This window comes from Stenotrophomonas sp. GW821-FHT02D01 (genome assembly GCF_059421765.1).
This window is the reverse complement of record NZ_JBWKVP010000002.1, coordinates 125,057-147,596: the sequence shown is the minus strand read 5'-3', so window position 1 is coordinate 147,596 and position 22,540 is coordinate 125,057. Positions and strand designations below refer to the sequence as shown.

The 22,540-nt window shown below is 66.5% G+C and carries 22 protein-coding genes; 6 read left to right on the top strand and 16 right to left on the bottom strand.

Features of this window, described 5'->3' with window-relative positions:
- Positions 1–8: 8 nt before the first annotated feature.
- The 3 genes from AC07UW_RS05565 to mdoH are packed head-to-tail and all read right to left on the bottom strand — an operon-like array spanning position 9 to position 3,691.
- Complete coding sequence (locus tag AC07UW_RS05565; protein WP_495211600.1) at positions 9–1,052, bottom strand: sensor histidine kinase; 1,044 nt, start codon at positions 1,050–1,052, stop codon at positions 9–11.
- 3 nt (positions 1,053–1,055) lie between these two features.
- Positions 1,056–1,715: an alpha/beta hydrolase gene (locus AC07UW_RS05560; protein ID WP_394197991.1), complete on the bottom strand. Its 660-nt coding sequence runs from the start codon at positions 1,713–1,715 to the stop codon at positions 1,056–1,058.
- 50 nt (positions 1,716–1,765) lie between these two features.
- Positions 1,766–3,691 (bottom strand): glucans biosynthesis glucosyltransferase MdoH, encoded by a 1,926-nt coding sequence (mdoH, locus tag AC07UW_RS05555; RefSeq protein WP_495211599.1) that lies wholly within the window; start codon positions 3,689–3,691, stop codon positions 1,766–1,768.
- Between the two features lie 494 nt (positions 3,692–4,185).
- Here mdoH and AC07UW_RS05550 point away from each other — a divergent pair, with 494 nt between their 5' ends.
- Positions 4,186–6,222 carry a TonB-dependent receptor domain-containing protein gene (locus tag AC07UW_RS05550; protein WP_495211598.1) on the top strand — a complete coding sequence of 679 codons (2,037 nt, stop codon included), beginning with the start codon at positions 4,186–4,188 and terminating at the stop codon, positions 6,220–6,222.
- A 58-nt stretch (positions 6,223–6,280) separates the two neighbouring features.
- Here AC07UW_RS05550 and AC07UW_RS05545 read toward each other — a convergent pair whose 3' ends face one another.
- Positions 6,281–6,451, bottom strand: coding sequence for a hypothetical protein (locus tag AC07UW_RS05545; RefSeq protein WP_165933884.1), 171 nt, complete (start codon positions 6,449–6,451; stop codon positions 6,281–6,283).
- Positions 6,452–6,669: 218 nt separating this feature from the next.
- Between AC07UW_RS05545 and AC07UW_RS05540 the strand changes: the two genes are divergently transcribed.
- Complete coding sequence (locus AC07UW_RS05540) at positions 6,670–7,056, top strand: DUF2628 domain-containing protein (protein ID WP_025879013.1); 387 nt, start codon at positions 6,670–6,672, stop codon at positions 7,054–7,056.
- Between the two features lie 72 nt (positions 7,057–7,128).
- Here the strand turns inward: AC07UW_RS05540 and AC07UW_RS05535 are convergent, their stop codons facing one another.
- The 4 genes from AC07UW_RS05535 to AC07UW_RS05520 form a co-directional block, all read right to left on the bottom strand.
- Positions 7,129–9,663, bottom strand: a complete 2,535-nt coding sequence (locus AC07UW_RS05535; RefSeq protein ID WP_428703906.1) for a methyl-accepting chemotaxis protein — start codon at positions 9,661–9,663, stop codon at positions 7,129–7,131.
- A gap of 222 nt (positions 9,664–9,885) precedes the next feature.
- A complete protein-coding gene (locus AC07UW_RS05530) occupies positions 9,886–10,779 on the bottom strand; it encodes an NAD-dependent epimerase/dehydratase family protein (RefSeq protein WP_312106890.1) in 894 nt (297 codons plus the stop codon).
- Between the two features lie 140 nt (positions 10,780–10,919).
- A complete protein-coding gene (locus AC07UW_RS05525; RefSeq protein ID WP_223496692.1) occupies positions 10,920–11,693 on the bottom strand; it encodes a LytR/AlgR family response regulator transcription factor in 774 nt (257 codons plus the stop codon).
- The gene (locus tag AC07UW_RS05520) at positions 11,690–12,811 is read right to left on the bottom strand and encodes a sensor histidine kinase (protein WP_223496693.1); all 1,122 of its coding nucleotides are present in this window, start codon (positions 12,809–12,811) and stop codon (positions 11,690–11,692) included. Before AC07UW_RS05520 ends, AC07UW_RS05525 begins: the two co-directional genes overlap by 4 nt.
- Before the next feature lie 177 nt (positions 12,812–12,988).
- Here AC07UW_RS05520 and AC07UW_RS05515 point away from each other — a divergent pair, with 177 nt between their 5' ends.
- Both AC07UW_RS05515 and AC07UW_RS05510 read left to right on the top strand, forming a co-directional pair.
- The gene (locus AC07UW_RS05515) at positions 12,989–13,321 is read left to right on the top strand and encodes a hypothetical protein (protein ID WP_223496695.1); all 333 of its coding nucleotides are present in this window, start codon (positions 12,989–12,991) and stop codon (positions 13,319–13,321) included.
- A 129-nt stretch (positions 13,322–13,450) separates the two neighbouring features.
- On the top strand, positions 13,451–13,753 hold the full coding sequence (locus AC07UW_RS05510) for a KGG domain-containing protein (RefSeq protein ID WP_495211597.1): 303 nt from the start codon (positions 13,451–13,453) through the stop codon (positions 13,751–13,753).
- Positions 13,754–13,763: 10 nt separating this feature from the next.
- Here AC07UW_RS05510 and AC07UW_RS05505 read toward each other — a convergent pair whose 3' ends face one another.
- Positions 13,764–15,236 carry a DHA2 family efflux MFS transporter permease subunit gene (locus tag AC07UW_RS05505; protein ID WP_495211596.1) on the bottom strand — a complete coding sequence of 491 codons (1,473 nt, stop codon included), beginning with the start codon at positions 15,234–15,236 and terminating at the stop codon, positions 13,764–13,766.
- 133 nt (positions 15,237–15,369) lie between these two features.
- Here AC07UW_RS05505 and AC07UW_RS05500 point away from each other — a divergent pair, with 133 nt between their 5' ends.
- Positions 15,370–15,996: a TetR/AcrR family transcriptional regulator gene (locus AC07UW_RS05500; RefSeq protein ID WP_495211595.1), complete on the top strand. Its 627-nt coding sequence runs from the start codon at positions 15,370–15,372 to the stop codon at positions 15,994–15,996.
- A 15-nt stretch (positions 15,997–16,011) separates the two neighbouring features.
- On the opposite strand, the gene AC07UW_RS05495 is transcribed toward AC07UW_RS05500, so the two are convergent.
- From AC07UW_RS05495 to AC07UW_RS05475, 5 genes are all read right to left on the bottom strand, one after another.
- A complete protein-coding gene (locus tag AC07UW_RS05495; protein ID WP_495211594.1) occupies positions 16,012–16,362 on the bottom strand; it encodes a VOC family protein in 351 nt (116 codons plus the stop codon).
- Positions 16,363–16,460: 98 nt separating this feature from the next.
- Positions 16,461–16,661 carry a hypothetical protein gene (locus AC07UW_RS05490; protein ID WP_495211593.1) on the bottom strand — a complete coding sequence of 67 codons (201 nt, stop codon included), beginning with the start codon at positions 16,659–16,661 and terminating at the stop codon, positions 16,461–16,463.
- 83 nt (positions 16,662–16,744) lie between these two features.
- Complete coding sequence (locus tag AC07UW_RS05485) at positions 16,745–17,275, bottom strand: SLOG cluster 4 domain-containing protein (RefSeq protein ID WP_117311463.1); 531 nt, start codon at positions 17,273–17,275, stop codon at positions 16,745–16,747.
- A gap of 129 nt (positions 17,276–17,404) precedes the next feature.
- Positions 17,405–18,586 (bottom strand): CmlA/FloR family chloramphenicol efflux MFS transporter, encoded by a 1,182-nt coding sequence (gene cml / locus AC07UW_RS05480; RefSeq protein ID WP_495211592.1) that lies wholly within the window; start codon positions 18,584–18,586, stop codon positions 17,405–17,407.
- Between the two features lie 216 nt (positions 18,587–18,802).
- Positions 18,803–19,708, bottom strand: coding sequence for a LysR substrate-binding domain-containing protein (locus AC07UW_RS05475; RefSeq protein WP_495211591.1), 906 nt, complete (start codon positions 19,706–19,708; stop codon positions 18,803–18,805).
- Between the two features lie 109 nt (positions 19,709–19,817).
- Here AC07UW_RS05475 and AC07UW_RS05470 point away from each other — a divergent pair, with 109 nt between their 5' ends.
- On the top strand, positions 19,818–21,284 hold the full coding sequence (locus tag AC07UW_RS05470) for an MFS transporter (RefSeq protein WP_495211590.1): 1,467 nt from the start codon (positions 19,818–19,820) through the stop codon (positions 21,282–21,284).
- A gap of 85 nt (positions 21,285–21,369) precedes the next feature.
- On the opposite strand, the gene AC07UW_RS05465 is transcribed toward AC07UW_RS05470, so the two are convergent.
- The gene (locus AC07UW_RS05465) at positions 21,370–21,822 is read right to left on the bottom strand and encodes a PA2169 family four-helix-bundle protein (protein ID WP_495211589.1); all 453 of its coding nucleotides are present in this window, start codon (positions 21,820–21,822) and stop codon (positions 21,370–21,372) included.
- 209 nt (positions 21,823–22,031) lie between these two features.
- Positions 22,032–22,529 (bottom strand): Ohr family peroxiredoxin, encoded by a 498-nt coding sequence (locus AC07UW_RS05460; protein WP_025879021.1) that lies wholly within the window; start codon positions 22,527–22,529, stop codon positions 22,032–22,034.
- Positions 22,530–22,540 lie beyond the last annotated feature (11 nt).

The following is a 22,540-nucleotide window of genomic DNA, read 5'->3' as shown; positions in this document are numbered from 1 at the left end:
TCGTCCCCTCACTGGATCGGCACCGTCACCTGACAGGCATAGTAGCCCTCGCTCCAGCCAGCCGTCATCCGCGCGGCGCGGCCAAAGCGCCAGGTCAGGCGATGGCCGATGCTGTGCTGGGCGTGGCCTGCTCCCTGCGCCAGGGCCAGCCCGGGCACCTGCGGATCCGGTGCGGGATTGCGTACGCGGATCTGCAGCTCGCTGCCCACACAGGCCAGATGCAGTTCGATGGTGCCACCTTCGGGCAGGCGCGAGATGCCGTGCAGCACCGCGTTTTCCACCAGGGGCTGCAGCACCAGCCGCGGCATCGGCAGATGCCAGGGCAGTGGTTCATCGCGCTGCCAGTTCACCCGCAGGCGGTCGCCCAGACGCAGCGATTCAATCGACAGATAGCGCTCGGCCAGTTCGCACTCATCGCGCAGGGTCGAATCGCCCTCGCCTGCACCCAGTGCGGCGCGGAACAGATCGGACAGGTCGAGCACGGCACGCTCGGCCACCGCCGGGTCGCGATGCAGCAGGCTGGCGATCAGGTTCATGCTGTTGAACAGGAAGTGCGGGCGGATGCGCGCCTGCAGAGCGTCAGCCTGCGCACGGGCATTGGCCTGCACCTGCGCCGCCCAGCGGTCGCTGACATAGAAGTAGCGCAGCGCCAACGCGGTGATCAGCGCCGTGGTAGCCGCGCTGCCCAGGGTGAAGCGCCAGAAGCCGATGCCGCGCGCGAAGTTGTCGCCCAGCACGGCATACAGGGCGTGGATGATGCCCGCGCACAGGATGGCGATCAGCGCGGCGAGGCCAACGGCGGCGACGGCGCCCAGCGTTTCCGGCAGCTTCGACAGCGCCTGCCGCAGCAGGCACAGGCTGGCGGTGACCGCCAGCGCCAGCCACAGCGCGAAACCACTGGCCGAGGCCAGTTCACCCATCGTCCAATGGCGGCTGCCATCGGGCGCCAATGCCAGCACCACCACCACCAGTTCGGCCAGGCCGAGCATCGCTGCCAACCGCGGCAAGCGGCACAGTTCCGGCATCCACGGGGTGGCAGCGCTTGCGGCCATGGGTCAGGCGACGCCCAGGCGTGCCTGCAGCCAGTCGCCCAACGCGTCGATTTCCTCGGCGCAGACCTGGTGGGCCATCGGGTAGCTGTGCCACTGCACGTCGAGCCCGAGCGTGCGCAACGTCTCGGCGCTGTGCGCGGCCACTGCCAGCGGGATCACCGGGTCGCTGCTGCCGTGGGCCATGAACACCGGCACGTCCACCGCGCCATCGACGCGCGACGCGCTTTCGGCCTCCGGCAGGTAGGTCGACAGTGCGATCAGGCCGGCCAAGGGTGCAGTGCGTGCCAGCGCGGCACTGAGGATCACCGCCCCGCCCTGCGAAAAGCCGGCCAGGAAGATGTGATCGGCGGCGACACCGCGTTCGATCTCGCGGGCGATCAGCGCATCCAGCTGCGCCACCGACTCCTGCACGCCGGTCATGTCGGCGCGCGAACGGAAGTCCATGCCGACGATGTCGTACCAGCCACGCATCGGCACGCCGTTGTTGATCGTGATCGGCCGCACCGGTGCGTGCGGGAACACGAAGCGCAGCGCCGGCCAGTGCGGACGCACCAGTTCGGGCACGATCGGCGCGAAATCATGGCCGTCGGCACCGAGGCCGTGCAGCCAGATCACCGACCACTGCGGCGAGGCGCCGGTTTCCTGTTCCACCGTTTGCAGCATGTTGCGGCTCCTGTACGTTCGAGCCGCATTATGCCGCTGGCACGGTGCGATCAGTACAGCGGCGGTTGCTCGGCCGCTTCCCGGCGCAGCTGTGCGGCGCGCACCAGCACCGGCGGCGGGATGTTCTCTTCAGGGATGTCGAGCAGGCCAAGGCGATGCAGGAAGGCACCCGGCCCGCGCAGCGAGGTCAGGGCCACCACCGGCACCGCCAGCACCATGCCGATCACCACCGGCGCCATCCAGGCCGCCAGCGACGGCGACACCGCCCACGCCAGCACGCCCATGAAGGCGCCAAACACGCCCAGGCCGCCGTAGCCGCGCACCAGCGAAATCCACGAGATGCCACCGTCATCGCGCTGCTGTGCATCCCAGCCCGAGTCACGCCCGGACAGCACTTCGGCCACCCCGCGCGACTGCACGTACATCACCACCGGCGCCATCAGCGCGGCCAGCACGGTTTCCACCAGCATCGACAGGAACGCCCGGATCGCGCCACCGCAGCCACGGCGTTCAACCGGATCGAGCAGCATCGCCAGGTAACCCAGCACCTTGGGCATCAGCAGAACCGCCATGGTGGCGGCGAACAGGCGCACCACCTGTTCTTCATCCTGCGCGCGCCAGTACACGCTGGGCGACAGGTGCAGCAGGGCATTGAAATCGATGCCTTCCTGGAACAGCGGGATGGCGATGCCGATCAGCATCAGCATCGCCCACATCGGTGCGGTGAAGTAATGGCCGATGCCGATCAGCATGTGTACGCGGCTGATCCAGTGCAGGCCACGGCTGCCCACCACCTTGCCATGCTGCAGGTTGCCCTGGCACCAGCGGCGGTCGCGCACCAGCAGGTCGGTCAGCGTCGGCGGGCCTTCCTCGTAGCTGCCGCCCAGGTAGGGCACCATGTGCGCGGCCCAGCCACCACGGCGCATCAGCGCTGCTTCCACGAAATCATGGCTGAGCACGTGGCCGCCGAACGGCTTGCGCCCCGGCAGCTCCGGCAGGCCGGCGTGGTCGGCGAAGGCACGGGTGCGGATGATCGCGTTGTGCCCCCAGTAATTGCTTTCGGCACCGTGCCACCAGGCCACGCCACGGGCGATCACCGGCCCGTACACGCGCCCGCCGAACTGCTGCATGCGCGAGAACAGGGTGCGGCCGCCGATCACCGACGGCAGGGTCTGGATCAGGCCGACATCGGCGTTGTGCTCCATGCCGGCCACCAGGCGCACGATGCTGTCACCGGTCATCAGGCTGTCAGCGTCCAGGATCAGCATCTGCGGGTAGGCACCGCCGAAACGGCGTACCCAGTCGGCGATGTTGCCGGCCTTGCGCGCGCTGTTGTCGCCACGGCGGCGATAGAACAGTCGCGCACGCCCATCGGGCACCAGCTCGCGCAGCTCGGCGAACACCTGCTCTTCGGCCCGCGCGATGTCCTCGCGACGGGTATCGCTGAGCACGAAGAAATCAAACCGCTGCAGCTGGCCGGTGGCCGCCACCGATTCGTAGATCGCACGCAGGCCGGCCAGCAGCCGGCGCGGGTCTTCGTTGTAGGTGGGCATCAGCAGCGCGGTACGGCTGTGCACGGTGGGCAGCGGCTTGTCCGGATCGATGCCCAGGCGGTAGCCCCGGTCGAACACGGCCGTCAGGAAGCCGGCCACCGCACTGGCAAAGGACAGCGCGATCCATGCGAACAGGCCGACGAACAGCACCAGCAGGCAGGCCTCCAGCACGCTGATGCCGTTGCCGGACAGCACCCGCCACATCATCCGGGTGGCCACGGCGGTCATCGCCACGGTGCCGCCGAGGATGTACAGGCGACGCAGGCCGATCATGCGTGGCGAGGTGCGATGGCGGCGGACCTTCAGCGCGCCTTGCCGCAGCGTCTGTTCGGGCATCACCAGCGGTGCTTCGGCCGGCAGCAGGGCCCAGCCCGCGTCAGGACCGGCCGTGACCGGTTCCGCCTCGATGGTTTCACTCCCCATGGCCGCCTACTCCCTGCAGGCCGCAGGACCGGCCGTCCCGGCCAGGCTGCACGCACCAAGGTTCCTGGCACGCATTCCCGGCGTCCGCACTTGTCCTGTCTGCCACGGCGTCATGCCGCGCAGTCGCTGTCTGTCACTACCAGAACCCACACGATCTCCAACGGGGCGGAATCCAAAAATGCGGCCCAGTCTATGGCCCCGAATGTAAGCCGGGTGCGAAGGTCTACGCCGGGAAATCTCCCCATTCAGCAATCAGCAGGCGAACCACGCCGTGCGCCCCGCGGGTGTCGATCCATCCCGGAAAGTACTGGATCGTAACAAACGAGAACGGTTATCATTCCGTTAACCAGGCAGGTCGCCGCGCTTCGCGCACCGGACCCACCCAGCTGCGCCGGACCTACCGCGCGCCCGACGACCCAGGGAAGGGGTGGCTGCCTGCTGTCTGCGTGCGCCTGCTGCTTCCACCGGGTCTCTCCTCTCCCTTGGAAGCCGTCATGTCCCCTCTTCGTTCCGCGCGCCCGTCGCGCACCCGCTTGGCCAGCGCCCTGGCCGTCGCCTGCCTGCTGACCCTGCCTGCCCTTGCCGCCGCTGAAGCCAGCGCCGATGCCTCGACCAAGGACCTGGATACCGTGGTGGTCACCGCCTCGGGCAACCAGCAGTGGATCAAGGATGCCCCGGCCAGCATCAGCGTGATCAGCCGCGAAGACATCGAACGCCAGCCGGTGCACGACCTGGCCACCCTGCTCAGCCGTATTCCGGGCGTGACCGGTGGGCTCAGCGCCATTGGCGAGCAGTCCAAGATCAAGCTGCGCGGCATGCCGTCCAACTACACGCTGGTACTGGTGGACGGCAAGCGCATGGGCAGCTCGGCCTCGACCAACTATCGCCCCGACCTGGGCCGCCAGGACCTGAACTGGATTTCCCCCGACCAGATCGAACGCATCGAAGTAGTGCGCGGCCCGATGTCCTCGCTGTATGGCTCGGACGCGATGGGCGGGGTGATCAACATCATCACCAAGCGCATCGGTGACAGCTGGAACGGCAGCGCGACCCACAGCTACACCCGGCCGCAGGATGGCGACCGTGGCGATACCCAGCAGATCGGCGCGACCTTCTCCGGCCCGCTGGGCGAGCGCTTCGGCCTGCGCATCGGTGCCAACAGCATGCGCCGCGACTCGGACCGCTCCAACGGCGGCGTGTACGGCAACGCCTACGCCGGTGAGAAGGACCGCAATGTCGACGCGCTGCTGCAGTGGAAGCTGAGCGAGGCACAGGAGGTGTCGCTGGAAGCTGGCCACGGTGTGCAGCAGGCCTTCATCGCCCAGGCGCTGGAAAAGCAGGACGAGGGCGCATGGGGTGCCAGTGAGCTCAAGCGCAGTTCGCTGGCGCTGAACCACGACGGCAAGTGGGAGTTCGGCACCTCCAAGCTCAGCGCGTACTGGACCGAGTACAAGAACGACATCGGCGCCACCGGTCGCTCCGAGGCAACCGATACGATCATCGAAGGCAGCCTGAGCACGCCCTTCACCCTGGGCGTGGACCACCAGTTCGCGGTGGGCGGCCAGTGGAAGCGGCAGGAGCTGACCAACACCGACACCATCGGCCAGGCACCAATTGACTACGCCGGCAACCCGGTGGTCGGCTCCAGCCTGGAAGTGGACACCTGGGCGCTGTTCGTCGAAGACGAGCTGAAGCTGCACCGCACCCTGGCACTGACCGTGGGCGCGCGCCTGGATCACCATGAACAGTTCGGTAGCCACGTCAGTCCGCGTGCCTACCTGGTCTGGCACCCGAGCGAGCAGTGGACGATCCGTGGCGGCGTGTCCAAGGGCTTCCGCGCGCCGAGCCTGACCGAGAATTCGCCCAGCGCGGCGACCCAGTCCGGCGGCCGCGGCTGCACCTCGCTGTACCCGCTGGGCTACGTGCGTGGCGGCTGCTACATGGCCGGTAATCCGGACCTGGACCCGGAAACCAGCACCAACCGCGAGATCGGCGTCAGCTTCGACAACGATCTGGTCGACGCCGGCCTGACCTACTTCCATACCGACTTCAGGAACAAGATCGAGTATGAAGCGCTGGGCTTCTTCAACGGCTACTGGTGGACGCGCATGAGCAACGTGCAGCGCGCGCGCACCAGCGGCATGGAAGGCAACCTCAACTTCCGCTTCGGCGATCACTGGCGCTGGCGCACGTCGGCGACCTGGATGAAGGAAGCCAAGAACCTGACCACCGGCCGCAACCTGATCGACACCCCGGAGTTCTCAGGCTATTCGTCGCTGGACTGGACCCCGAACACCACGTTCTCCAGCAGCCTGTCGGCGCAGTACACCGGCAAGCAGACCGGCGTGGTCAATACCTTCCTGAAGGCTTACACGCTGTATGACCTGACCGCTGCCTGGAACGTCAACGAGGTGCTGACCCTGCGTGGCGGCGTCAGCAACCTGGCCGACAAGAAGCTGTACGCCGACGGCGCCACCGACTACTTCGTGGCGGGCCGCAGCTACTTCCTCAGCATGACCGCGCGCTTCTGATGCGCACTGCGATCGCGCTGGCAGCAGGCCAGCGCGATCGTGGCGGCTTTTTCCAGGCTCAGTCGTTTTCCAGTACAGCCGTTGCAGCGTCGCGGCTGGCCGCGATGCGTGCACGGTCCATCGCCACCGCCAGTTGCTGGCGGGCGAGCAGTTGTTGTGCCTGCACCACTTCGGGTGTCGGCAGGAGCACCGGTCCGGGTGCGTTTTCCGGTGTAGCTGGTGTGGTCATGCAACCTCCATGGACATACCGCTGCTACCCGTGAACAACCGGGGTGGCAGCGGAACTGCGCACCCTATCCTAAAAACAAGGCGGATGGGTGACGGTGCGGCGCTGGGACGCAAGCCCTTCGCCGTAGGAACGTCACATTTTTGACGCCCCAAGCTGGTTTGCTGAATGTGACTCACTTATCATGAAAACGTTTTCCTAACAGGGAAGTCCCTACTCATATGAATACCGTCGACCTCACCCGCTTCAGCCCGAAGTGGCAGTTCCGCTTCAATTTCTTCCAGCAGCACGGTGCTCCCAAGGAGCCCGGCTTCAAGCAGGCCTGGAAGGCGTTGTCCTTCGGTGACCGCCTGAAGATCAACCTCAACTTCTTCGCCTTCTTCTTCGGCGCGATCTATCTGTTCATCCTGGGCATGTGGCGCAAGGCGCTGGTGGTGATCGGCATCAACATCGTGCTGATCGCGGTCAGCCTGGTGCTGCCGGACATCGTGGCCCGCGCACTGTTCATCGCAATGAACTTCCTGGTCGCCTCGAGCACCAACTACAGCTACTACCTGGAACAGGTGAAGGGCAACACCAGCTGGAACCCCTTCGAAGGCATGTTCTAAGCCCAGCGCACCATACACGCAGCGGCACATCGACGCCCGGCCTTGGCCGGGCGTCGTCGTTCATGCCCCGGCTCAGGCGGCGCGCAACGCAGCAGCCGGCCGGGTGTCGGCCTGCAGGCGGAAGCGTGACACCGCCACCGCCAGCTGCTCGGCCTGTTCTTCCATCGCCCGCGCCGCAGCGGTGGCTTCTTCCACCAGCGCAGCATTCTGCTGGGTGGTCTCGTCCATCTGCACCACGGTCTGGTTGACCTGCTCGATACCGGCCGACTGCTCGCGCGAGGCGGCCGAAATCTCGGCCATGATCTCGTTGACCCGGCCGACCTGGCCGACGATCTCCTGCATCGTGCGGCCCGCACCGTGCACCAGCTGCGCGCCGGCGCCGACATGGCCGACCGAAGCGTCGATCAGCTCCTTGATCTCCTTGGCCGCGCCCGCCGAGCGCTGTGCCAGCGCGCGCACTTCGCTGGCGACCACCGCAAAGCCACGGCCCTGTTCACCGGCGCGCGCCGCTTCCACCGCCGCGTTCAATGCCAGGATGTTGGTCTGGAAAGCGATGCCATCGATCACCGAGATGATCTCTGCGATGCGCTGCGAAGAGGTCTCGATCTGCTCCATGGTCTGCACCACCTGGCTGACCACCTGCCCGCCTTCGCTGGCAACGCCTGCGGCCGAGGCCGCCAGCTTGTTGGCCTGCAGGGCATGATCGGCGTTCTGGCGCACGGTGGAGGTCAGTTCCTCCATCGACGCGGCGGTCTCTTCCAGGTTGGCCGCCTGCTGCTCGGTACGGCGTGACAGGTCGCTGTTGCCCGACGCGATCTCGCCTGCGGCCAGGCGGATGCTGGATGCAGACTGCTGGATCTGGCCGACGATCTGGGTCAACTGCTGCACGGTGCTGTTGGCATCGTCGCGCATCACCGCGAACACGCCGTGGAAGTCACCCTCCATCCGTGTACTCAGGTCACCGGCGGCGATGGCGCGCAGCAGCGTCGACAGCGCAGCCAGGTTCTGGTCGCTGACCTGCATCATGGTGTTGAGCGTTTCCACCATGCGGCGGAAGTCATGCTCGAAGCGCTGGGCATCGCCACGCACCGCGAAATCGCCTGCCGCCGCCGCAGCGGCCAGCTGCTGGATCTGTTCGTTGATCGCCGCCAGGTTGGTCTTGGTGGTTGCCATGGCAGCGGTGAAAACCGCCTTTTCGCCCGGCAGTGCCTCCATGTCCACGCTCAGGTCACCCACCGCGTAGCGCTGCATCACCTCGACCAGGCGTTGGGTGACCGCATTGCTGTCGGCCACCAGCTGGTTGCTGTCGGCCACCATGCGGCCATATTCGCCTGGGAACACCGAGGCATCCATGCGGTAGCTGATCTCACCGGCATCATGGCGGCGCGCCATCTCCGCCTGTGCGGCCATCACCGCCTGCAGCTGGCCACGCATGCCCTGCATGGCGTCCAGCAGGCGGCCAACTTCATCGTTGCCCAGCGCCGGCATGGCGGTATCCAGCTTGCCCGCAGCCACGTCGCCGGCGATGCGCACCGCCTGCGCCAGCGGTCGCACGGCCAGACGCTGCAGCAGCAGGTAGACACCACCACTGAGCACCAGCGCGGCCACCACACCCACCAGCAGGATGATCCACAGCAGCTCGCGGGCCTGCGCGATGATCACCGCATGCGGCACCACCACGCCCAGCGCGAAACGCTGCGGCGCGTCACCCACCTGCAGCGGCACGTACAGGCGGACGTTGCCGGCAGCGTCGGGCTCGAACGCTTCGTAGGTCTTGTCGGCGGCGATCTGCGCCAGCATGCCGAGGGTGGCGGCATCGGTACGCGGCTTGCCGATCTCGGCGGCATCGGCCGAGGCCAGCACCACGCCCTTCGGCGACAGCAGTTCGACGCGACCGGCACCCATCGGCGTCAGCGTGGCCAGGTGCTTCTGCAGCGCATCCAGCGAGAAGTCGACGGTGAAGACACCGAGGAAGGTGCCGTTCTCGACGATCGGCGTGCTCAGCGTGCTCATCAGCACCTGCTTGCCGCCGATGTCGTAGGCATACGGTTCGCTGACCAGCGGCAGCTTGTCGCGGCTGGGCACCATGTACCAGTTGCCCGAGCCGCTGGGCGTCTCGGTGTAGTCGGTCATCGTCGACTGCTGCGGCTTGCCGTCCTGCCAGGCCCAGTAGCTCATGTAGCGGCCGGTGGCGTCGTGCGCCTCGCTGTTGACGAACTCAGCATCCTTGCCGTCGAAGGCATTGGCCTCCCACATGGTGCTCTTGCCCAGCCATTCCGGGTGCGCGTGCAACTGCTCGCCGATGACATTGGCCAGGCTGGCGCGATCAGGGGCATCACCGCGCGCACGCTGGGCCAGCACCGTTTCCACCATCGCATCGTTGCTGGCAAAGGCCGTGCCCAGGTCGGCAGCCACCTGGCGCGCCTCGGCACGGGCTTCGCTGGCCATGGTCTGCCGCGAGGACGACACCAGCGCCGAACTGGCCTGGTGATAGATCAGGAACGCGGTCGCGCCGAAGCACAGCAACGCGATCACCGCGGTGCCCAGCATCAGCTTGTGGGCGATGCTGCCGGGGCGACGGGCAGCGACGGAACGGGAAGAAGACATGGGAGGATCCGCAGGCAGTTCAGGTCGACCGGTGCCACCAGGGCACCGCGCAGATGCGCGATCCGTCGCGCGGGCCGCCTGCCCACCGGATCGGAACCCGGCGCGGGAAGGCGCGCACCGGGTTAGCGGCCATGGCCGGGCGAGGTTGAGGCTCGCCGCACGCACAAAACCTGAACCCGCTCAGCCGCGGCCGTCGACCCAGGCCTGTGCTGCTCGCCCGTGCTACTCGGCGACGCGGTCGCGGATCCACTCCGCACGGGGCAGGACCTCGATGCTGCCCGCGGCGTACTGCTGCAGCACGTCCTCCGGACCGAAACGTGGCTGCCAGCCCAGCGCTGCACGCATCCGGCTGCTGTCATAGACCCGATCGATGCTGAGCGGCAGTGGCCAGCCACGGCGCTCGAACTCGGCCAGCAGCTGCGGTGCGCGGCGCGCCAGCACCTGGCGCGGATCGGCGGCCAACTGCAGGCAGTCGTCGCGCCGGAAGGGCGTCGGTGCACAGGCAAGGTAACGCTGGAAGGCCGCGCCCTCATCGTGCAGCAGCGCGGCATGCGCGCTGGCCACGTCGCGCGCGTCGATACCACGGTGCAGGCGGAACATCGCCATGCGGTCAGGCGGCTCGGGGAAGCAACGTGCCATCCGCAGCACGCGCACGGTGAATGTTGCGCTGGCCGCCGCTTCGGCAGCCGCCTCAGCCTGCAGCTTGGTGCGGTGGTAGATAGTGCGTGGCAGCGGCTCGGTGTCCTCGTCGATCCAACGGCAGCCGCCGGACACCACGGCATGGCCGTACAACGCCGTGGTACTGGTCAGCACGAAGCGCTGCACGCCGGCCTCGCGCGCCAGCTGCAGCAGGTTCGCGGTAGCCTCCACGTTGATCTGCTGGAACACCGCGTCGGGTACCAGGCCCACGTGCGGGGCGTGCAGGGCCGCGGTGTGGATCACGGCGTCGACCCCCTGCACGGCGCGTTCCAGCGCCCGGCGATCGGTGACATCGGCAATGACGCGCGTGGTGGCGAACGGACTGCGATCCAGCCCCACCACCTCATTGGCACCCGCCAGCGCACCGAAGATCGCTCGCCCAATCCGCCCGGAACTTCCGGTCAACAGAATCTTCATTGAATCCATTCACTCGACAGCGCCCGGGACCTACCGGGATATCCCGATTCTAGGCAAGCCCGATGGCATCGGCGATAGGAACCGATGACATTCTGCATGCCATCGCCGTCGGGTCGGCGGCGCTTGACCCGGCAACAGGCTCACGCCTCCGAGCGGGCCGATACCAGCCGCAGGAAGGCTTCGTTCTGGTAGCGGCTCATGCGCAGCTGCTGGCCGTTCTCAAGGGTGAGTACGTGATGGCCGTTGAACCAAGGGTGGATCGTCCTGACCCGCGCTATGTTGACGATGGCCGAGCGATGCACCCGAGCGAAATGCCGGGGATCAAGCCGTTCAGCCAGGCTGTTCATCGTTTCGCGAAGCTCATGCACGCGATCAGCCAGATGCAGCTGCACCGTATTGCGATTGGCGCGGATCCAGAGGATGTCCTGCACCGCCAGCAGCAGCACCGCCTCGCCATCACGTACGGCGATACGCTGCAGATGATCCTCGCGCCTGCGCAGCACATCCAGCGCCTGCAGCAGGCGCGTGTTGTCGGTTGCATTGGCAGCCTGGGCCAGCCGGGATTTCGCGCGCAGCAACGTGGCCGCGAAACGCTCCCGACTGAAGGGCTTGACGAGGTAATCCAGCGCGTTGGCTTCGAATGCACGTACCGCATACTGCTCGTAGGCGGTGACAAATACCGTGGCCGGCATCCGCGCGGCACCGATGGTGGCCAGCACGTCCAGACCGGTGATGCCAGGCATCTGCACATCCAGGAACACCAGGTCCGGCGACCGTGCACGGATGGCTGCCACGGCAGACACGCCGTCACCGCACTCGGCCACACTGTCGATGTCTGCATCGCCGTGCAGCAGGCGCGTCACCGCGCGCCGGGCGATCGGCTCGTCGTCCACCACCAGCACGCTCAGGCTCATGCGGTACCACCGTGCACGATAAACTCGGGAGCGTCATCGGCATCGTCCAGCATCCGCAGTGGCAACCGGACCCGGCAGGCCACACCCTGCGGCCAGAGCAGGTCCAGGCGCACCTCGGCCGCATCGCCGTACAGCTCGCGCAGGCGCAGCCGCGTATTGGACAGGCCGATGCCATGGCCACCAGGCGTCCCGGGCTGCTGCAGCGTGCTGTTCTGGTTGCGCACCTCGATGCACAGCATGTCACCGTCGCGGCGGCCCTCGATCTCGATGGTGTCCTCGCCAAGGTTGCGGCCGATGCCATGGCGCAGCGCGTTTTCCACCAGCGGCTGCAGGATCAGGCTTGGAACCGCGCCATCAAGCAGCTCCGGTGCAACGTAGATGCGGCTGTGCAGGCGATCCTTGAAACGCGTGCGCTGGATGCCCAGGTACAATTCGATCAGTTCCAGTTCCTGGCGCAGGCTGATTTCCTGGCCGTCGTAGTCTTCCAGAAAGGCACGCAGCAGCTCGCTCAGGCGCAGCAGCATGTCTTCAGCACTGGCCTTGTCTTCATCCAGCAGGGTGATGATGGCGTGCAGCGTATTGAACAGGAAATGCGGCTGCAGCTGCGACTTCAACGCCAGCAACCGCGACTGCGCCAGCTCGGTCGCCAGCCTGCTTGCCTCGACCTCGCGGCGCACCTTTTCCTGCTGGAAATGCAGCGCCTGCTGGATCGCGAACAGGGCCCAGTAGGTCAGCAGGCCCATCGCGAAATGCTGGGCGATGAAATACCACAACTGCTCGCCAAAGCTGCTGGGCTCGAACCAGGTGGACACCAGGGCGCCCACCACCATCGCAAGCGCGGTCACCCCCACGCTGGCCAGCAGTTGCACACCCAGCCCGGCCAGCCTTCGCTCGGGCCGCAGCTGATAGCGTTCGCCCAGGGCGAACACCAGCGGCGCCAGCGCCGCCCAGGTGAACCACTGGATCATCGACCAGCGCAGGTAGACCTCAAACGGAAATGACTGGCCCTGCAGGCTGTGGCTCAGCACCCTCTGCAGGGTGAAGGCGAAGGCGACCGCCAGCCACAGCAGCAGGTAACGCAGCACGTCGATCTGGGTATGGCCAAGGCGGATCTTCATCGCATGCGTCCCGGTGCCCGGAGCGGGCCAGCGCCATCTTAGGCACAGCATGGCCGGCAATGAAGGGCGGCGATGGCCGATTGCGATTGGTCCCGCTGTCGCGACGATTCGTCCCGGATCGATTGCAGGCGCGTGGCCTCCACCGCCAGATGGCGATGTCCCCAACGGAGATCGCTCATGCATCTGTCCCGCGCTCTGCTCGCTGCCAGCCTGTCCTGCGCTGCCGCCAGCACACCCGCTGCGCCGCTGCACTACCTGACCCTGATCAACCGTGCCCATGCACCTGCCACGTCGGTGGAAGTCGCGGCGAGTGAAACAGACGCATTCCATGCTCTGGCATTGGCCGGGCCCATCGCGGGAGGTGGCGGCCAGGCCACCGTGGCACTGCGCGGAACCGGTTGCCGCGTCGATCTGCGCATCTCCTTCAACGATGGGCGCCGGATCCTGTACAGCAACACCGATGTCTGCCGCGGTGACCGGCTGCTGATCTCGGCGCTCCCTGCGCGGTAACGGGTTGTCAAACGCATGCGCAGGGCATGTGAGTCCAATGTGGCCGACGTCCACCCGCCGTTAGCCCGCGATGTGGAGCATGAAGCCGTCGCTGATGGCGGCATCCCATTCCACCTCCGGAGACCGGCAATGGCCAACTCACGCACTGGCAGCAGCAATCGTGGCTTCGCCTCGATGGACGAGGACAAACAGCGCGCGATCGCGTCGAAAGGCGGACGTGCCGCACACGCATCCGGCAATGCGCACCAGTTCAGCCCGGATGAGGCCCGCGTGGCGGGCCGCAAGGGCGGCGAAGCGATCAGCCAGGATCGCCAGCACATGGCCGCGATCGGGCGTGAAGGTGGGCATGCACGGCATGCCAGTGCCCGCCAGCAACAGCAGCTGCAACCGCAGGACATGCCCGGCAAACCTGGCAGCGGTCAACAAGGCTGAGTTGTTGCGGTCACTGCACCACGTAGCGGCGATGCAGGGCAAAGGCTGTCAGCACTGCCAGCGCACCAGCCAGCGCCATTGCCCAGCCAAACCCACTGGCCATCGCCGCGCGGTAGTAGTCCAGCAGGTGCGGTGAACTGGACGCCACCGCAGGTTCGAAGATGAGCAGCCGCGCTTGCAGCGCCACCTGCGGTTGGCCCGCGGCATGCGCAACTGCAACGAGGTGCTGCACGGCGCGCTGGCTCATCACGCTGCCCAGCAGCGCGATGCCTACGCTCATCCCCGCCTGGCGCAGTGCATTTATCGTTGCCGAAGCGATGCCCGCGCGCTCCTGCGCCACGTGGCCCATCACGGCCATGCCCGTCGCGGGCACCGCCAGCCCCATGCCGGCCCCCAGCAGCAACAGCAGGAGCGTTGCATGTGCGCGCGTGCTGCTGGCATCGAGACCTGGCATCGCACACAGGGCAATGCCAGCCAGCCCGTAGCCGGTCACCAGCGCTGCCGGCAAGCCAATCCGCCCGACAATGCGGCCAAACAGCAGCGAGACCCCACCCATCATCAGGAACTGTGGCACCAGTTGCAGCCCCGCGGCGGCGGCGCTGCCACCCTGCACCTGCTGGAAGAACAGCGACAGGAAAAACAGGCTGGCGTAGGCGCTGAAGCCCAGCACGAAGGACGCAACGTTGAGCAGGCGGAAGCGATGATCGGCCAACAAGTCCAGCGGCAGCAGCGGGCGCGCGACCCGTCGTTCCACACAGCCGAAGGCCACCAGGCCAGCAACGGCCACGACCAGAGCCAGTACGGTCCGAGGCGCCGTCAATCCATGCTCGCCGATGCCGATCAGTCCGTAGCTCAGCGCCGCCAACGCCACGATACTCAGCAGTTGTCCCGCCGGATCCAGCGCAGCATGCTGCGGGTGCCGACGCTCGGGAATGCCCCAGGCGCCAAGCGCGATCGCCAGCAACCCCAATGGCAGGTTGATCAGGAAGATGCTCGGCCATCCTGCCCGCTCCACCAGCACACCGCCCAGCAGCGGCCCCAGCACGAGCGCCAAGGCACTGAAGGCCGACCAGCCGCCGATCACCTTTGCCCGCTGCCGGGGATCGGGAAAGGCATGGCTGAGGATCGGCATCGCGCTGGGAATCAGCAGCGCACCGGCGACTCCCTGGATCGCACGTCCCATCACCAGCGCCTGCAGACTGCCGGCACAGGCACATACCAGCGAGCCGGCGATGAAGGTGGCGACACTGGCCAGCCACACCCGCCGCTGGCCATGTCGATCGCCCAACGGACCGGCCGAGAGCATGAATGCCGACAGTGCGATCGCGTAGGCATTGATGACCCATTGCAGCCCGGCGATGTCGGTCCGCAGCGCGGTCTGCAGTGTCGGCAGTGCGACGTTGACGATGCTGATGTCCAACGACGCCAGGAAGGTACCGAGATAGGCCGCCAGCACCAGGGCTGGGCGTCGAAAGCGTTGCATGCTGGAAAACCCAGAAGGAACATCGACGCATACACTAGCCATTGACTGACCGTCGGTCAATGACTGGCGGTCAGTCAATGCTGTCCGCGCCTTAGAATGGCGCTCGCCCCTCTTCCACTCCGGATCGCCGCCGATGATTCCGCCGCACGCCTCAGCCAAGTCCCGCACCAAGCCCGCAGAGATCCGTCTGGAGGAGTTGATGGACGCTGCCGAGGCGCTGTTCCTGTCGCGCGGCGTGGAAGCGACCACCATCAGTGACATCGTGGCTGCAGCCGACGTCGCCAAGGGAACGTTCTATACGTACTTCACGTCCAAGGGCGAAATCCTGCAGGCGCTGGCCAAGCGCTATACCGAGCGCTTCATGGCCGAAGTGGAACTGGCAGTCGAGCAGCATCCGGCCACCGCCGGCGAGGCCCGCCTGCGCGCCTGGATCGAGGCAAATATCCGTATCTACGCGCGCACGCATGCGCTGCACGACGTGGTCTACGCCAACCATCATCACCACGAACGCGGCAACGCCGACCGCAACGCCATCCAGCAGCAGTTGTCGGCAATCCTCGAAAGCGGCGTCGAGGCAGGGCTGTGGTCGTTGCCCGCGCCACGGGTCACCGCCTCGCTGATCTATGCCGGCGTGCATGGCGCCACTGACGATCTGATCGCCGCCCCCGAACAGTCACCCGATGCGTTCATCGCTGCGGTGGTCGCCGATTGCCTGCGCATGGTCGGCGTGGCGGCGATCGCTGCGAAAAAACGCCGCTGAACCGGCGCGCGCCGACTAGGCGTGGGTGAGGATGTTCAACAGGCGCCCGAACGGATCGCGCACGTAGAAGCGGCGCACGCCCCATGGTTCTTCGGCCGGGCCATATTCAAGAGCGATGTTGGCGTGTCGCAGGCGTTCGAGCACATCATCCAGGTCGTCCACCTCGATCGAAAGATCCGGCACTGGCGTACCCGATCCGCCTTCGCTGGCAACGCTGAGCTGTGCCAGCGCAGTGCCCTGCCCACCGTAGGTGACGATCCAGCCGTGGTCCATCACGATGTCCATGCCGAGGATGTCGCCGTAGAACGCGGCCGCCTGCGCAGGATCGGCACTGGCGATGTTGGCGACGACACGTTTGACGGACATGTTGCGGCTCCAGACGATCAGGGCCGCGGACTTCGTGCCTGCGGCCAGATGAAAAGGGGCCCCTGGATCGGGCCCCCATTGCGAACGGTATGCTGGCCTCAGACGGCGCCGCACCTGTCCATGACACAGCGATCGTATTCGAACTGGCACTCCATGGCATCACCGCCGCCGGAAACGCAGGCCTGGTAGGCCTTCCAGCACGGGAAGTCGCACGGCTGGACCGGACCGGCCACCGCCACCGAACTGGTACACGCGAGTGCAAACACTGCAGCAACGATCGCTTTCCTGATGGCTCGCATCGATATCACTCCCTGATAGGCCTGGTGACTCCAGGCTGCATCACCGTAGCCGTGCGTGCGGGATAGGACGTGAAGGCGCCGGTTCAGCCTGCCAGCAATTGCAGATCACGCAGCTGCGCGCGCAGCTCCGCGATGTCATGCCACGGCAGTATCGGCGAGTTCCCGCGCTCATCGGGAGGGTTGCCCGGAAGCCCATCCGACCAGCCACCCGCGCCCACCAGCGGCAGCAAAGGCCGCTTGTGCAGCCAAGCCAGGCACACTTCGGAAATCGTGCCCGCGCGCCCACCGATGACGATGCAGGCATCGCCGGCCAAGGCCATGATCAGGTTGCGGGCATCGCCCATGCCGCATGGCACCACCACCGTTGCCGGCCAGTCTGCTGCGGGCATGTTGCCTTCCGGAATCACGCTCAGCACCGTGCCGCCGGCTGCGACTGCATGCTCGGCTGCCACCCGCGTGGCTGGGCTGCCACAGCCGCTGACCAGGGTGATTCCATTTTCGGCGAGGAACCTGCCCGCCTGTGCAGCGAGGTCGAACGCCGGTGAGCCAGGATCGGCACTCCCCAGGATGGCGATCTGGGGCTTGCGGAAGGACTTGCGGGAGGTTGGTGTCATGAAGCGACCTGGGTGACCGAACGGAAGGACAGCATGGAGACGGAACCGATCCGGGCAGCCACTGTTCAATTGCCCGACGCGGGAACGTATCACGCCAGCAGTTTGTCTTTCTGATGCTGATTGCACAGTTCACCGCCTCAGCATCACCAGGCCACCCAGGCTCAACGACGGCAGCAGCAGCCCAAAGGCCACCAGCGGCCAGACCGTATCGCCCGGCAGCAGCAGCGTCGCGAGCGTGCCAAGCGTTGCCACGATCAGGCTCTGCACGGCGTAGTACAGCGCCACTGCCGTGCCGGAGGCATCGGCGAAATCGCGCAGCGCACCGTTGGCCGCCACCGCAGCCACCATCACGATGCCGATGGCCACCAGCCACATCGGCAACACGACACTGGCAAAGGATGGCGGCAGCATCGCCGTCATCGCCATGACCAGCGCGCCGCCGATCATCACCATCAGCCCACGCAGGAAACTGCCGCCAATGCCCCATCGCCCGATGAATCGAGCAGCGAAGCGCGAGGTGACGATCATCACCAGCGCCACGGTCGCGAAGGCCAGGCTGAAGCCCATCGCCGAATAGCCGGCCCTCCCCATCAGCACCCGCGGGGCGATCGAGAAAAACACGAAGAACGTGCCCATCGCCGCACTGAATCCCAATGCATGGACCCAGAAGCCGGCATTGCCGAGGATGCGCGCGAAGGCTGGCGATACGTGGACATGCTGCGGTGGCCGTGTCTCCTGCCAGCCGCGGCATGCGCGTGCACCCGCCAGCAGTCCCAGCACACCCAGCGCGATGAAAATGGCCCGCCAGCCCAGCGTATAGGCGATCAATGCGCCGAGGATCGGACCGAGCGCCGGCACGAACGCCAACATCGAGGCGAACAGGCCATAGAGCGTGGCGCCCTCGGCCGTGTCGGCATACACGTCGCGCACCGTGGCGAAGGTGGCCACCAGTGCGGCCGACGCCCCAATCGCCTGCACGCCGCGCCACGCAAGGAATGCCGCACCACCGCTACACGCGGCCAGCGCGAACGACGCCAGCGTGAACAACAGCGCGCCCATCAGCAGCACCGGCCGTCGCCCGATCCGGTCCGACAGCGGGCCGAAGATCAGCTGGCCCAGCCCCAGCACGAGCATGTACAGGCTCAGCGTCAACTGGATGAGGGCGGGCGACGTGCCAAGTGCCTGCGGCATGGCCGATACGACCGGCAGGTAGATATCCATGGCCAGCGAAGCCAGGAGGTCGAAGGGAGCCATCAATGCGATGGCGCCCGGCAGGGAATGGGCCCAGCGAAGGGCTTTTCGATCAGACATGGGGAAACATCCGCTCAGGAGGGAATCCGGCGGTGATCAACCCAGTGCGTGGAAATCGCAGGACAAGATCACCGCAACAACGTGCGTACCGTTGTTGCGGCTCAGCGGACTGTCTGCGGACCGTTCCCGTTCATCTGATGATCCGGTGGAAGATCGAGTGCGGCCAGTGTAGCAAGGCCATTGCGGGGCAGCCCGGCAACGTCGTCCGGCAGGGCCTCAGGGCAAGGGCAGCATGTCGATGCGCCGGGAGGGGGTACGCCGCACCTGTTCGATGAGCCGGCGGACCGCTGGCGATGTTTCCTGTTCACGGTATAGCGCAGCGATAGTCGAGGCGATGACCGGCCCGGCGATAGGCAGATACACCACGCCTGGCAGCAGCAGCGTCCGCTGCAGCACCGACGGCACGATCGCCACGGCGCCATCGCCCACCGAGACCTGCGCGAGCACCGCGACAAGATGACCGGGACGGGAGCGGATGTCCGGCACGAATCCGCCACGGCGGGCGACTTCCAGCGTGCCGGCGGGCTGCTCCGGCATGATGAACGCCTCCTTCGCCAGCAGCGCCGGCTGCACCGGCACCCCCGCGTGGGCCAGCGCATGCGATGCCGGCAACGCCACGCAGAACTGATCTTCGATCAGGATGTGCGAACCGAGCGCATCGGGCACCTCGATCGGAAGCCGGCAGAACACCACATCGATGCGACCGTCCAGCAGGAGGTCCGGCAGGTCGGCCATCGGCCATTCGCCGACCTTCAGCTCCACGTCGGGCGATGCGCTGCGGAAACGCTGCAACTGCTCCTGCAGCGCGCCGGCATGGACCGCCGAACCTACGTAGCCGATCTCGATCCTGCCGATTTCCCCGCGACCAGCGCGGCGGCCCACGGCCTCTGCCTGCTCGAACTGGCGCAGCACGTTGCGTGCTTCGGCCAGGAAGATCGCACCGGCAGAGGTCAGCGTGACCTCGCGCCTACTGCGATCAAACAAGGGGGTGCCCAGGCGACGCTCGATCTGCTGGATCTGAACGCTCAGCGTCGGCGTGGCGATGCCCAGGCGCAGCGCGGCGCGCCCGAAATGCAGCTCCTCGGCCAGTGCGACGTAGTACTGCAGATGTCGACGGTCCATGCGTGCCGGTTCGTTAGCTTTGGCCTAACGTACTTGAAGAACACCGGCAATGAAACAAACAGTCGAAGTTGCTTGAATGGGCCTTCTTCCTTCCCCACCCGAGTGCCCGGTGTCCCTCTTCCCCCTCCGCAGACCGCCCAACTGGATCCTGATCATCGCCTCGCTCGGCTGCACGATGACGGTGCTGGAAACCAACGCCGTGGCCGTCGCCCTGCCGACCATCGCGCGGGATCTGCAGGCTGACTTCGCCGACATCGAATGGGTGATCAGCTGCTACATCCTCACCTTCACCTCGCTGCTTCTGCCCGCCGGTGCCATCGCCGATCGTCATGGCCGCAGGCGTGTGCTGCTGATCGGCATCGCACTGTTCGCCCTCTCATCGCTGACCTGCGCGCTGGCCCCCACGGCCAGTGCGCTGTATGTGGCCCGAGCGTTGCAGGGCGTGGGTGCCGCTTTCCTGCTGGCCCCATCACTGTCGGTGATCGGCCACGAATTCCACGAGGGCAAGCAACGCGACGATGCCTGGGCCTTCTGGGGCACGGCAATGGGCATGATGATGGTGCTCTCGCCGCTTATCGGTGGGCTGTTGTCCTCGCTATGGGGATGGCGCTCGGTGTTCATCGCGATCCTGCCCTTCCTCGCCTTCCTGGCCCATGGTGCGATCCGCTGGATTCCCGACACTGCCGACACGGTGGTACGCCCGCTCGATCCGCCCGGCATCATCACCTTCAGCGTGGCGATCTTCGGCATCGTGTTCTTCCTCGTGGAAGGACTCGCGCAGGGATGGACATCGGCGGTGGCCCTGGCCGGCCTGGGCCTGGGCATCGCGATGGCCGCGCTGTTCACCTGCATCGAGCTCAAGCGTCGGCATCCGATGGTCGACCTGCGGCTGCTTGCCAGCCCGCGCTTTGTCGGTGCCCTGATCGCCATGGTCGGCTACGCGGTCAGCGCGCAGGTGATGGCCTCGATGCTGCCGCAGTACCTGCAGAACGGCGTCGGCCTGAGTGCACTGGCCACGGGCGCCGGCATGCTGCCGTTCGCTGCGGCGATGCTGCTGTTCCCCAGCGTGGGCAGGCGCCTGGGCAGACGATTGTCGAGTGGGATGGTGCTGGCCATCGGCCTGTCGATCACTGCCGCCGGCAATGCGCTGGCCGGTGTCGGTGCATGGCACAACCAGCCGACGGTGGCGCTGCTGGCGATGGTCATCATCGGCGCAGGCGGTGGCATCCTCAACGGCGAAACATCCAAGGCGATCATCGGTTCGGCGCCCCGCGACCGCGCAGGCATGGCCTCGGGCATCAGTGCGACGACGCGCTTCGTCGGCATCCTGCTCGGCTTCACGGTCCTCTCCAGCGCCCTGACCGTCGGCATCCGCGCCGGACTCTCAGCACGCGTTCCTGCAGATGAAGTCATGCGTCTGGCCGACACCATCGCCACCGGTGCACTGACCCGAGGAGCCCAGGTTGATCTGGCGCGGGCGATCTACAGCCAGGGCTTTGCCGCGTCCCTGTGGACTGCCGCCGCAGCAGCGACGCTGGCCAGCCTGGCCGTTGTCCTGCTCAGGCCACGCGCCTGATCGCAGATGGCAGACGCAGAAACGACCAGGGCAGCACTGGGCTGCCCTGGTCGCGGCGATGTGGGGGGACGATCGCCGGATGCGATCAGGCAGCCTTCATCGCATGCTTGCGGTCGCGCATGACCGAGTGGCATTCCTGCACTTCCGGCAGCCACTGGGTCACTTCCTGGCGCACCGCCGGCGGCAGGTCGTTGTCCTTCAGCACGTCCTTGAACGCGCCCAGCAGGCGATCCTCGGACTCTTCAAGTTCGGCCACGTAACCGTAGTTGGTGTCACCGAAGGCCGCACGCACCTTGCCGTAGAACTGCTGCATGGAACCGACCATGGTGCCGTGCTCGGCCGGCTTGCCGCCGGTAGCGGCCACCGAACTGCTCAGCGAGGACACGATGCGGCCCTTCACGCCGGCGATGCGGACGAACAATGCCGACAGCTCGCCATCCTTCACCTTGGTTGCGGCTTCCTCGTAGAAGGACTTGCCATCACGTGCGATCTCGATCAGGTCGTTGAGGCGATGCTCGATGGTGGACTGGGTGCTCATGTGTAGTCTCCTCTGGGGGAAAAAGGGCAACAGTGGAATCCGTTGCCTGCGAGCCCAGACTGGCCGACCGGGTGTGGTTCGCGGGTGAGCATCGATTGATGCGGTGATCATGCTGCCCAACGGCGCCCCACCCACTCACGCGGGCGACGCGGTGTCTTCACCGCATCTGAATCCTGGCAATGACCTGCCCGATCATCCGCACGGCATGTCTAGTCCACCGCTACCCGCACCACGTGGCTGATGCCCCGATGGAACATCTTCGCGTACGGACAGACCCGCTCGGTGTTGCGCACCAGTTCGGCTGCACGTATCGGGTCCATGCCAGGCAGGCACACCACGATCTCGGCCGACAGCAGGTACAGGCCGTCCACGGGATCTCGCGCGAACGTGACCGCTACCTCGATGCTCGGCTCGACCAGTTCCATTCCCGCACGCGCAGCCACCAGCACCATCGCACCGTGGAAGCAGCCGGCGTAGCCCGCCGCCAGCAACTGCTCGGGATTGGTACCGCCACCGGGTCCACCCAGCTCAGCAGGCAACCGCAGGTCCACTGACAGCGCACCATCATCGGACCGCACCACGCCCGACGCACGACCGTGCTGTGCCACGCCACCGCTGACCCGCACCCGTCCGGTATACAGCGGGCGCACCTCATCACCGTGGTACTTGTCGAGCACCGTGTGCGGAGGCGGTTTCAGCCCGGTCATCGCAGGTTCCT